This is a genomic window from Agriterribacter sp. (assembly GCF_035444585.1).
Lineage (GTDB): Bacteria > Bacteroidota > Bacteroidia > Chitinophagales > Chitinophagaceae > Agriterribacter.
The window spans coordinates 1-10,952 of the sequence record NZ_DAOMOZ010000167.1 but is presented as its reverse complement, the minus strand read 5'-3'; the positions used below and the strand labels follow the sequence as shown (position 1 = coordinate 10,952).

Annotated in this window: 11 protein-coding genes; 6 read left to right on the top strand and 5 right to left on the bottom strand. The window is 44.5% G+C overall.

Translation table 11 applies throughout. From position 1 onward, the window contains the following. The coding region (locus PLH26_RS16030; protein WP_324587040.1) for an SDR family NAD(P)-dependent oxidoreductase at window positions 1–306 on the top strand (306 nt) is incomplete at its 5' end. A 77-nt stretch (window positions 307–383) separates the two neighbouring features. Here the strand turns inward: PLH26_RS16030 and PLH26_RS16025 are convergent. After that, entirely contained in the window at window positions 384–1,169 is a 786-nt protein-coding gene (locus PLH26_RS16025) for an SDR family oxidoreductase (RefSeq protein ID WP_324587039.1), read from the bottom strand. A 211-nt stretch (window positions 1,170–1,380) separates the two neighbouring features. On the opposite strand from PLH26_RS16025, the gene PLH26_RS16020 reads away from it, so the two are divergent. The 3 genes from PLH26_RS16020 to PLH26_RS16010 all read left to right on the top strand — a co-directional run bounded on the left by PLH26_RS16020 (window position 1,381) and on the right by PLH26_RS16010 (window position 4,768). Beyond that, window positions 1,381–2,244 (top strand): polysaccharide deacetylase family protein, encoded by an 864-nt coding sequence (locus PLH26_RS16020; protein ID WP_324587038.1) that lies wholly within the window; start codon window positions 1,381–1,383, stop codon window positions 2,242–2,244. A 129-nt stretch (window positions 2,245–2,373) separates the two neighbouring features. Continuing rightward, window positions 2,374–2,955: a DUF3347 domain-containing protein gene (locus PLH26_RS16015; protein ID WP_324587037.1), complete on the top strand. Its 582-nt coding sequence runs from the start codon at window positions 2,374–2,376 to the stop codon at window positions 2,953–2,955. 265 nt (window positions 2,956–3,220) lie between these two features. Next, complete coding sequence (locus PLH26_RS16010; protein WP_324587036.1) at window positions 3,221–4,768, top strand: M28 family metallopeptidase; 1,548 nt, start codon at window positions 3,221–3,223, stop codon at window positions 4,766–4,768. 95 nt (window positions 4,769–4,863) lie between these two features. On the opposite strand, the gene PLH26_RS16005 is transcribed toward PLH26_RS16010, so the two are convergent. The 3 genes from PLH26_RS16005 to PLH26_RS15995 all read right to left on the bottom strand — a co-directional run bounded on the left by PLH26_RS16005 (window position 4,864) and on the right by PLH26_RS15995 (window position 7,159). Further along, a complete protein-coding gene (locus PLH26_RS16005) occupies window positions 4,864–5,391 on the bottom strand; it encodes a YfiT family bacillithiol transferase (protein WP_324587035.1) in 528 nt (175 codons plus the stop codon). 233 nt (window positions 5,392–5,624) lie between these two features. Beyond that, on the bottom strand, window positions 5,625–6,371 hold the full coding sequence (gene bamJ / locus PLH26_RS16000; protein ID WP_324587034.1) for a BamJ family beta-barrel-assembly machinery protein: 747 nt from the start codon (window positions 6,369–6,371) through the stop codon (window positions 5,625–5,627). Window positions 6,372–6,394: 23 nt separating this feature from the next. Continuing rightward, window positions 6,395–7,159, bottom strand: coding sequence for an ABC transporter ATP-binding protein (locus PLH26_RS15995; protein WP_324587033.1), 765 nt, complete (start codon window positions 7,157–7,159; stop codon window positions 6,395–6,397). A 65-nt stretch (window positions 7,160–7,224) separates the two neighbouring features. Here PLH26_RS15995 and PLH26_RS15990 point away from each other — a divergent pair, with 65 nt between their 5' ends. Further along, window positions 7,225–8,487: an aspartate kinase gene (locus PLH26_RS15990; RefSeq protein ID WP_324587032.1), complete on the top strand. Its 1,263-nt coding sequence runs from the start codon at window positions 7,225–7,227 to the stop codon at window positions 8,485–8,487. A 731-nt stretch (window positions 8,488–9,218) separates the two neighbouring features. Then, entirely contained in the window at window positions 9,219–10,034 is an 816-nt protein-coding gene (locus tag PLH26_RS15985) for a hypothetical protein (RefSeq protein ID WP_324587031.1), read from the top strand. A 70-nt stretch (window positions 10,035–10,104) separates the two neighbouring features. On the opposite strand, the gene PLH26_RS15980 is transcribed toward PLH26_RS15985, so the two are convergent. Then, window positions 10,105–10,952 (bottom strand): PorP/SprF family type IX secretion system membrane protein (locus tag PLH26_RS15980; protein WP_324587030.1); only part of this gene is annotated, 848 nt, incomplete at its 5' end.

Below are 10,952 nucleotides of genomic sequence, written 5' to 3'. Positions count from 1 at the left end.
CTGGCAGCGTATGGCATGACCAAAGCTGCGCTTGAAATGTTGGCCAAAACGCTTGTAGTGGAACTTTCGGAGCACAATATTTCGGTGAATGCTATAGCGCCCGGCGCTACTGTAACCGAACGCACAGGCGATGACCCGGAATATGTGCCGGTATGGAGCCGCATTACACCCATGGGGCGGCCGGCACAGGTGCAGGACATTGCCAATGCTGCTTTGTTTCTTGTATCTCCTGCATCAAGACATATAACCGGGCAAAGCCTTGTAGTGGACGGTGGCTGGACTTCAGTAAGTCCTTCGCCGTATTAGTCCGTTAGGTATGAGGTGTGGGGCATAAGGTGTAAGGTACTCACTACTCACCACTCACCACTCACTACTCACCCCCCCTATATGCTTCCCGTTCTGCCCCCATCCACGGGAATGCTTGCGCCGTTCACGTAGGAAGCTGCAGGAGAAGCGAGAAAAGCAGCCACATTTGCTATTTCTTCGGGTAGCCCAAACCGTTTTAGCGGGATCTTATCAGTCATTTCCTTTTCAACCATTTCCCTCCCGGTATGTTCCTTTTTTACTGTTTCCTCTATTAAATTGTCGAGCCGGTCTGTTTTGGTGGACCCCGGTAATATATTATTTACGGTAATATTATACTGTCCCGTTTCATTGGATAAGGTTTTAGCCCATGCTGCCACTGCCGCACGTATAGTGTTGGATACGCCAAGATTGTTCAGCGGGATCTTTACCGACGTAGAGATGATGTTTATTATCCGGCCATACCCCTCTTTTTTCATGCCGGGCAAAACGCATTGCGCCAGCAATTGACTGATGATAATATGCTGGCGAAAAGCATTCTCAAATGTATCCGCCGAAGCTTCGGCGATAGGCCCGGGAGGCGGTCCGCCGGTGTTATTGATGAGAATATGAATGTTTATTTTTGAAACCACCGATTCAATAGCTGCTTTTACCGCAGCAGGCTCAGAAAAATCGGCTACACGGTAATCGTGCTCCTGGCCGCTGTTACCGGGCAAACGATGTACAATTTCCTTTAGTAATCCTTCATTGCGTGCAAATAAAATGCAATTCGCTCCTGCAAGGGCCAGCTCCTTTGCTATTGCCAGACCTATGCCCCGTGTGCTGCCGCACACAACAGCATTTTTATTTTTAAGAGATAACTCCATTGCTTTCTGTATATCCCGCAAATGTAAGTAAGCTTACCGGCTTTGCTCCTGCCCGGCTTAAACAATGCACAAAATTTTATTTACAGATGTTTGATAAAGAAGAATGTCTGTAGCTTTGCGCCGCCGAAATAAAAGTTGTGCAAGCCATGCATCATTATGCCATGCTGCCCCGGTAATTTTATAGCTAATCCGGTCTTTTATATACCTTTTTATGGCGATCATCGTTAATGGAAATATGAAAAACGTTTTTATATTTTTTGCAGTTATTTTATTGGCATATGCCTGCCGGCAAAAAGCGCCGCTTATACCCGAACTGGTAACACCCAACACCGCCATGATCCAATCCATCGTTGCGGAAAACGCTGTAGCGGATGCGGCAACAATAATGGAGCGCCCCGAAGTGCCGGTACTGTGCTATCACCAGATCAGGGAATGGAGAGGAAATGAATCAAGAGGCGTGAAAGACGTGGTAGTACCTCCTGCCGTTTTCAAAAGCCAGTTGCAGTTATTGGCCGACAGCGGCTACCAGACTGTGCTGCCCGACGATTTGTATGCTTACCTCACTACCGGGAAACCACTGCCTGCAAAACCCATTATGCTCACCTACGACGACAGCGACCTGGACCAATATAAAATTGCCGCTCCCGAAATGAAAAAACACGGGTTCAAAGGCGTGTTTTTTATTATGACCGTTTCTTTGGGTCGTTCTATTTACATGAACAGGGCGCAGGTTAAAGAATTGTCGGACGAAGGCCATGTAATTGCTTCACACACCTGGGATCACAAAAATGTAAAAAAATATAAAGAAGATGATTGGGAAACGCAGATCGTTAAACCTGCCAGGCAACTGGAAGAAATTACAGGCAGGCCCGTACAGTATTTTGCTTATCCTTTCGGCGCATGGAACAAGGAAGCCATACCTGAATTAAAGAAATACAACATAAAAGCGGCTTTTCAATTGTCAACCAAACGCGATTCAACCGAACCATTGTATACCATTCGCCGTATGATCGTTCCCGGCGACTGGAGCGCTGCAACCATGTACCGGGCAATGAAGAGAACGTTTAAGGGGTAGAAGGTCTGAGGTATCAGGTATCAGGTCTGAGGTTGACGGGAAGGGGTTTCAGCCATTGATATTTCTGCAAATTGTCTGCCAATCTTTTTAACGATCTTTTTCAGTAGGTTTGTGGAAAATTATTATCCGATGAATAAGGTAATGTACATCATAGCGGTATTGTTCTTGTTTGCCTGCAAAAACAAAGAAAAAGAAGCTGAAGTAACGGCTGATGTGCCACCTGTTGAAAAGCCGGCTGTGCATTCGGATGCCTTTAATGCATCTTTTAAAAATGTGCTCGACCGGTATTACAGCCTTCGCGATGCTTTGGTTGCCAGCGATACTGCCGCCGCCAACCAGTCCGCGGCCCTGCTCCTGCAGTCGGCCGATGAACTGAAACTGGATGAACTGAAAAAAACTGATACGAATAATATTATCATCCCTACGGCAAAAACCTATACAGATGGCATTAACAGTGAGAGTAAGGGCTTAATGGGCGAAACCAACATAGAGGATAAGCGCAAATCTTTCCAGATGATCTCGGCTAATTTGTTTGATCTTACCAGGACGGTGAGGTACGCTGAAGAAAAAGTATATCTCCTGCATTGCCCTATGGCTTTCAATGACGCCGGGGCAGACTGGCTGAGCAATTCAACAGAAATTAAAAATCCGTATTTCGGGAGTAAAATGCTCACCTGCGGATCGGTAAAAGATTCTGTTGTGCTGAGATAAGGATAGGATATCAGTGAATTAATGAACTGAACTGGCCTTGACTCATTTCACCCCGCTCCCTGCATGCTTCCGCTCAGCATTGTACCTCTTTTTAAAGTCTGAAATAGTAATTGCAAACCCAATAAAGAGACTGGTAAAAGCAAATATTGCTAATATGTAAATGAGGGCAGTCATAAATCAGGGTTTTTTATCTTCATCGAAAATAACTCATGATTAAAAAGATTCAAGCTTTTTATCTGCTTATAGAGTTGCCAAAATCACCTATATGAAAAAAATCATCTTTTTATTCTTTTTTGCGATCGGCACTTTTTACCTGGCGGATGCCCAGGAAAAAATTGACCAGGGAATGATACAACGCATCAGGAATGAGGGTCTTCATCATTCCAAAGTGATGGACATTGCTTTTCGGTTAACAGATGTAAGCGGGCCCCGGCTCACCATATCACCGGGTTTTAGCAGGGCGGCCAATTGGGCAAAAGAGCAATTGGCAGGCTGGGGACTGGAAAATGCGGTGCTGGAACCCTGGGGCGAATTTGGCAAGGGCTGGGAACTGCAAAAAATGTACGTAGCGCAAACAAAACCCTACTACAGGCCAATGATCGCATTCCCGAAAGCCTGGACAAGCGGAACAGGCGGATTTAAAAAGGCTGAAGTTATGCTGGTTGATGCCGGGGACTCTGCTGATTTTGTGAGCAAATACAGCGGGAAGCTGGCCAATAAGATCATTATCATCAACCAGCACGATACTTTAATGCCGGGTTTTAAAGCAGATGCCCGAAGGTATACCGATGAAGAATTGAAAGCGATGTCCGACAGAAAACCAACCATTCCTGCGTATCCGCGGCCTGCACGTCCTGTACGAAGCGGAAGAAGCACTATTGCACTGCAGAATGATATAAAGGAAGTGGCTAAAAAGGAAGGTGCGCTTGCCATACTAACATACAGTATGCGTGGCCGTGACGGAACGCTGTTTGTACAGGGTGGCGGGCCATACGGGAAAGATGACCCGGAAAATTTTACGGATATTATGGTGGCAGTGGAAGATTATAAGAGCATAGTAAGATTGCTGCAGGCCAATATCCCGGTAGAGGTAGAAGCAGATATACAAACGCGTTTTATTACGGATGATACCAAAGGATATAATGTGCTTGCGGAAATTAAGGGAACAGACAGGGAGCTGAAGGACGAAGTGGTAATGCTGGGAGCGCATCTCGACTCGTGGCAAGGCGCAACCGGGGCAACGGATAATGCTTCGGGGTCGGCTGTAATGATGGAAGCTGTGCGTATACTAAAAACGTTGGGCATACAGCCGCGGCGTACCATTCGAATAGCATTGTGGAGCGGTGAAGAGCAGGGCCTGCATGGTTCACGGAACTATGTTAAAAACCACCTGGCCGATCCCGCTACTATGGAACTCAAACCCGGGCATACTAAAATATCAACGTACTTTAATTTAGATAATGGCACCGGGAAAATAAGAGGCATTTATCTCCAGGGAAATGAAGCATGCCGAACCATCTTTTCGCAATGGTTTGAACCTTTCAGGGATCTGGGCGCCGGAACAGTAACGATAAGCAATACGGGCGGCACCGACCACCTGTCTTTTGATGCTGCTGGCATACCCGGCTTCCAGTTTATCCAGGATCCTGTTGAATACAGTACCCGTACGCATCATACCAATATGGATTCTTATGATCATTTGCTGGCAGATGATCTGAAACAGGCGGCTACCATTATTGCTGCATTTGTATATAATGCCGCTATGCGGGATGAAAAATTGCCCAGGAAGCCATTGCCGGAGGCGGGGCGTTAATCGATAGAGGTATAGGGTGGAAGGCATAGGGTGAAAGGGAAGGAGAGAACGTGAGAGGTGAAAGGTGAGAAGATGCGAGGTATATGATACAGGCATCACCAGTTTTTTTCTTCTCTTAGCCTGGTTACATGTGCTGTGTGATGTTTGCCATGCCAGGCATAAATGCCCAATAAATCCCAAAGCGTTATTGTTTTCTTTTGTTCGGGATGAAATACCGTTCTTTCCCAATCCTTTGTTGTAAGCTGCTCTAAGAGATAATGCCACCGGGCATGAAGCGCATGCAGGAGTGTAATAGAAATATTTACGGGCAGATGGCGCACATCGGGCAATTCGGCCCACAATTTTTCATCGTAAGGCCTTATTGACGGGTTGGTTTCTGTTATGCCCAGCCTAAAACGGCAATAAGCATTAATATGGCTGTCGGCTACATGATGCACCAACTGCTGTATAGCCCACCCGCCTTCCCTGTAGGGCGTTTGCAATTGCTGCTCATCTAAATTCAGCAGCGCATTTTCAAGCCACTGCGGCAGAAGCCTGATATCGGCTATCCGGTCTTCCTTTCTTTGTTCAGAAAAAGGCTCGGGTATATACTTCCCGATCGGATAACGGGGATCATTTGTCATAATAGTTTGAATAACGGTATGCAGTACATGCTGTTATTGTTCAGCGGAAATGGATATCGTGAAAAGTGAGAGCCTGTCCGGATGACTCCAGTCAGACGGAGACAGAGGTGAAAGTGATTTCACGTTTAACACCGCGGGAAGATGATCGGTATAACACTCATCCTCACATTCACAATTCACCACTCACTACTCACCACTCACTACTCACAATTCACTATTCACAATTCACCTCCCTAATTTACAATATCTATCAACTCCACATCAAAGATCAGTGCGGAGCCTCCGGGTATGCTGCTACCGGCTCCCTGTTCGCCATAGCCCAGGGTGTAGGGAATATAAAACTTAAATCGCGACCCAACGGGCATGAGCTGCACGCCTTCCGTCCAGCCTTTGATAACCTGGTTCAGCGCAAAAGAAATGGATTCGCCCCTGTCGCGTGAGCTGTCGAATTTTTTGCCATTGATCAAAAAGCCTTCGTAGTGCACTTTTACTGTGCTGGTATCGGCAGGCCTGGGACCGGTTCCTAATTGCAGTACCTCGTACTGAAGACCACTGGGCGTGACTTTTACGCCGTCTCTTTTTTTGTTTTCCGTCAGGAACTTTTCTCCTTCATCAATAGCAGCCCGCGATTTTTTGCGCATAAATGCCTGTAGTTGCTCTCTTACTGTCATATCCGCCTGTTGACTGGTTAATAATGTTTTTTTCTCTTTCAGCACTTCGTTAAAGCCCCTATTCATTAAAGCATAATTGATCGTATCAACACCCTGCGATCTAAAGAAAGTAGCATCAATCATACCTAAAGCATAGCTTAAGCTGTCTAATGCATTCGATAATACAGGAGCCTGAGGGCTGGCTTCAGCAACTACAATATGTGAGGTGTTGGCAGCCATTTCTTTAATGGATGAACACGCAGGGAATAATGTGATAAGTGCGCCGGCAACTGTACCGTAGATAATATTGTCTGAAACCTTTTTTATCATGCTGTATGCTGTTTGTTTTTAGATTATTCATGTCGTAAAGCATGTCCTGTAAGATGGATGAATACATCCTCAAGATTGGCTTTTTTCACTTCTTTTGGTCTTTCAAACCCCGATGCTACCAGGTCATCAATCAGCCGGTCGGGCGAATGCAGCGCAATGATCTTTCCCTGGTCCATAATGGCCACCCTGTCACAAAGTATTTCCGCCTCATCCATATAATGTGTGGTAATAATGATGGTGGTTCCCTTTGAGCGGATATCTTTTATCAGTTCCCAGAGATTTCTTCGCGCCTGCGGATCAAGCCCTGTTGTGGGTTCATCTAAAAAAATAACTCTTGGCTTGTTGATCAAAGTAGTGGCTATGGAAAAACGTTGCTTTTGTCCGCCGCTGAGTTCCTTGTATTTGTTCCTGGCTTTATCTTCAAGGTTAACCAGTTGCAGCAATTCGGTTGCATTAACCGGTTCATTGTATAACCCGCTGAAAAGAGCGATCAGCTGCACAAGATTAAGCCCGGGGTAAAATCCCGAGGTTTGTAATTGCACCCCGATGACCTGTTTTATTTTATCGGCATTTTTATCCAGGTTATAGCCATCTATTACTACTTCGCCACTTGTTTTCTTACGAAGGGTTTCCATGATTTCAAGGGTAGAAGATTTTCCCGCGCCGTTAGGACCCAGCAATCCGAATATCTCTCCCTCATACACGCTAAAGCTGATCCCTTTTACAGCTTCAAAATGGCCATAATTTTTTACAAGATCCTTTACCGTAATGATTTCTTTTCCCTGCATGACCGGCAAGATAATGCAGTTAAGGATTATGGCAAATTATTAAATTGCAGCAAAAAACAGAGTGAATGAAGATATTTAAATTCGGCGGCGCCAGTGTGAACAATGTAGACCGGATCAGACAGCTTGCGGATATACTGCGTTTGTACCCCGATGATAAAAAAATGGTTGTGATTTCTGCTATGGGAAAAACCACCAACGCGCTGGAAAAAGTTGTGAAAGCATTCTTTGACGGCAGGAAGGAAGAAGCCCTGCAATTGTTTGAACACATTAAAAAACAGCATTTAAATACTGCTAAATATCTACTTGTTACCAGTGCCAATGCAACGGATGCACGCCTGCTCGACTTTTTTACAGAAGTAGAATGGGCGCTGCACGATAAGCCGGTGAAGGATTTTGATTATTACTATGATCAGATCGTATGCGTTGGCGAGCTTTTTTCGAGCACCATTATCAGTGCGTATCTCAATGAGCAGGGCATAAACAATATATGGACAGATGTAAGGGATATTTTCAGAACGGATGATCATTTCAGGAATGCCGGTATTGACCGGGAGCAAACAGAAAAAAACATTCGTGATAAAGTCGTCCCTTTTTTTGATGAATACGATATTGTTGTTACCCAGGGCTTTATTGGAGCTACGGATGAAAATGAAAGTACCACATTAGGGCGGGAAGGAAGCGATTACAGCGCCGCGGTTTTTGGAAATCTGCTCGGCGCCGAAGACGTTACTATCTGGAAGGATGTGGCCGGCATCATGAATGCCGATCCCAAAATATTTCCTGCGGCTGTTGTTATGCCTGAACTCAGCTACGATGAACTTATAGAGATGGCTTACTATGGAGCGCAGGTCATTCATCCCAAGACCATTAAGCCCCTTGAAAATAAAAACATTCCGTTGGTAGTAAAATGTTTTATTGACCCGGCACTGCCCGGAACGGTTATTCATCATAAAACGATAAAAAACCTGCCGCCTGTTTTTGTTATTAAGCAAAACCAGGCTTTGCTTCATTTGCATTCCCGGGATTTTTCATTTATCGGCGAACACGCTGTATCGCGGTTGTATCATTTGCTGGCGCAAAAAAACATCACACCAAACCTTATACAAACAGACGCTGTAACGCTGATGGTTTGTATTGATGATATGGAAGATGAAATTGGTCAGTTGGCGGCTGCAGCATCAGAGATCTTTGATGTACAGGTAGAAAAGGGTCTTAGCCTGTTGACCATACGCCACTATACAGAGGAAACCGCAGCTGAAATGACTGCCGGAAAATATATAGTGCTCAAACAACAATCCCCGCACACAGTTCAGTTTTTACTGCGATAGAACCTGTTCTATCCCAATGTCCGGGTTTTGGTATCAACCACTCAAATTTAATCAGAAAGGGCAATATATTTTTTACTACTCCTGTAAAACAGCCCGGATGAGCATTTCGGAGAAAAATAGAAAATTCTGCTTTTAGTTCTTCTCTTTTTGGTTCTGACTTGCTCAACTTGAGTTTATCGTACATGTAATGGAAATGATCGCAATTCCCAGGGATGCCGATTACAGAATATGTGTTGATGTTTGATCCTGAAAGGGCCTTAGGCTTATAACCTAAACAGGCGAACTGATTTATGGCCCCGAAGGAGGTCAAAGAGATGATCAACAATATTTTGTATGACAAGAATAATATGCGATTCGACCCCGTTGGGGTCGAAACTTCTTTGCCTGTGCCTGGTTTATAAACCTTTCATCCCTTCGGGATGAGAAGAATCCACCCGTAGAAATTGCCTGGGGGAATTGATGTTTGACCCTGAAAGGGTCTTAGCTTTATAATCTATAGTCCAACTGATTTTATGACCCCGAAGGAGGTCAAAGAGATTTTCATTTCTCTTATAACATAACACGGATAAATGATTTAAAGGAAAAAGAATTCATCTTTCTGTTTTCGTCCTTTTGGATCCTGGCTTGTCCGGTTGAAAATAAAAATATTCCCCGTTATTTTGTTATTACGAAGATTATCGTATTTTTATACGAAATTAATCGTAATTAATCATTTTCTTAAAATTCTGGTTATGACACCTCGTACTTCAATGCGCCGCAAATATGTTTTTGGGCTTTTGATCATTTCACTGCTTGTCGTATCTTTTTCGTTAACTGGTTACGACGTAAAGGAGGGCGGCCCTTTTCGCAGCTTTCAAGATTTTCAGACACCTGTCTTCAGATCAGCCGGAGATACCATCCCTGCAGACCTAAAATCTGAGGGAAGCACCCTGGATGATCAGTCCGTTCTGGATATGGAATTAGATACCCGGTCTATTAAAGAAGCTCTAAGAAATGTGGAATCCCGCCTGCAAAAACTTGAGGCTGAACTCCGGAATAAGGACTGGAATAAAGTGGAAAACACTTACCGGAAAGCCATTGATCATATAAACTGGAAGCAGATAGAGAAGGATACCCGGCATGCGTTGGCAGATGTGAATAAAAGGATAGTGCTTGAAAATGATATACACTTAGATAATATAAAATTGCAATTGAGCAAGGCCAAAGCTATGGCAGATCAGAACCTGAAACAAATGCAGCTCAGCATTGATCATGATCTTAAAATAAATTTACAGAATGCCACGCAAAGTTTGCAGAAAGCCAAAATGTCCTTACATCGGATAAAAGCCTTTACAAACGATCTTGAAAAAGACGGGTTGATAGAAAACGGCAAACCTTATTCTATTGAAATTAAAAATGGCGATCTGTATATCAATGATGTGAAACAGTCGAAAAAGGTCACCAAGAAATACAGGAAGAAATATAAAGAGTACTTTGAAAGCAAGGGCAACTTTAAATTATACTCCGGTAAAGGAGAAAGGAGGCAGGGAGTGGAAGAGCCGATATAGGGGTAAGATGTGTAAGATCGCAAGAAAGTAAGAGGGTAAGAAAGTAAGAGGGTAAGAGGGTAAGAGGTTGCTAAAACCGCGGCACGGGGCATTGCATTTGCCTTAAGCTTTGGTTATACTGGTTGTAGTACCCGTAATACAACAAGGCAAATTCGGACGCTCCCCGCATATTATTATAGTTTTTAAGGGAAGATGTAGTAGCATCGTAGGAGAACATAAGCCTCACTGATTTCCATTGAAAACCGATCATTGGAATAACCGCGTCGCTGCCACGATAATACAGTCCACCGATCACCTGTTTTTCTCCATCACCCGATAAATTATAATTGGCGTGAAGCCCGAGCGTCAACTCCCTTGCTTTTGCCTGCGTGGTAAAATAGGCGCCGGGGCTTACTATTACCCTGTCGTTTACTTTCAGCACGGCATCTGCAAAAGCGATATACCTGCGCGCTATAGCATTGTTGTACCCCGAAGCGCTGTTGAAAAATGATTCTTTGGGACTGTTTACGTGGTGTACGGAAACACCTGCATGGAGGTAAATATTATCGGTTGGAAAATAAGCATAGTTCAGTCCAACCTGCACATCAAGGTAGCTGATATTGGTTGCGGAAAAATTTTCTCCGCTCGGGGCGCCGGCATCAAAAAATTTTCCATTCCACTGGTTATCGAAGGTAAACTTTGTTACATCCACTCTTTTGTTTGCCCATCCTATATTAAATCCAACGGAAAGCAATCCGGTACTGCCCAGCATTTGATGATATGCCGCAGAGCCATACACCTTGGTGGAGGTTAGATTGCCGCTTCCGGCAACATCTCTCAATATAACGCCTCCCAGTCCTACCCAGCCCGATTCAAACCTGTCGCGGAAAGCCTGCGCATCTCCATAAATACTCATGGTTTTAAATTGTGCAGGTATGC

Coding starts and splice junctions, on each gene's coding strand:
- PLH26_RS16020 (WP_324587038.1), top strand. CDS start 1,381: ATGGCGATCATCGTTAATGGAAATATGAAAAACGTTTTTATATTTTTT.
- PLH26_RS16015 (WP_324587037.1), top strand. CDS start 2,374: ATGAATAAGGTAATGTACATCATAGCGGTATTGTTCTTGTTTGCCTGC.
- PLH26_RS16010 (WP_324587036.1), top strand. CDS start 3,221: ATGAAAAAAATCATCTTTTTATTCTTTTTTGCGATCGGCACTTTTTAC.
- PLH26_RS16025 (WP_324587039.1), bottom strand. CDS start 1,169: ATGGAGTTATCTCTTAAAAATAAAAATGCTGTTGTGTGCGGCAGCACA.
- PLH26_RS15990 (WP_324587032.1), top strand. CDS start 7,225: ATGAAGATATTTAAATTCGGCGGCGCCAGTGTGAACAATGTAGACCGG.
- PLH26_RS16005 (WP_324587035.1), bottom strand. CDS start 5,391: ATGACAAATGATCCCCGTTATCCGATCGGGAAGTATATACCCGAGCCT.
- PLH26_RS15985 (WP_324587031.1), top strand. CDS start 9,219: ATGACACCTCGTACTTCAATGCGCCGCAAATATGTTTTTGGGCTTTTG.
- bamJ (WP_324587034.1), bottom strand. CDS start 6,371: ATGATAAAAAAGGTTTCAGACAATATTATCTACGGTACAGTTGCCGGC.
- PLH26_RS15995 (WP_324587033.1), bottom strand. CDS start 7,159: ATGCAGGGAAAAGAAATCATTACGGTAAAGGATCTTGTAAAAAATTAT.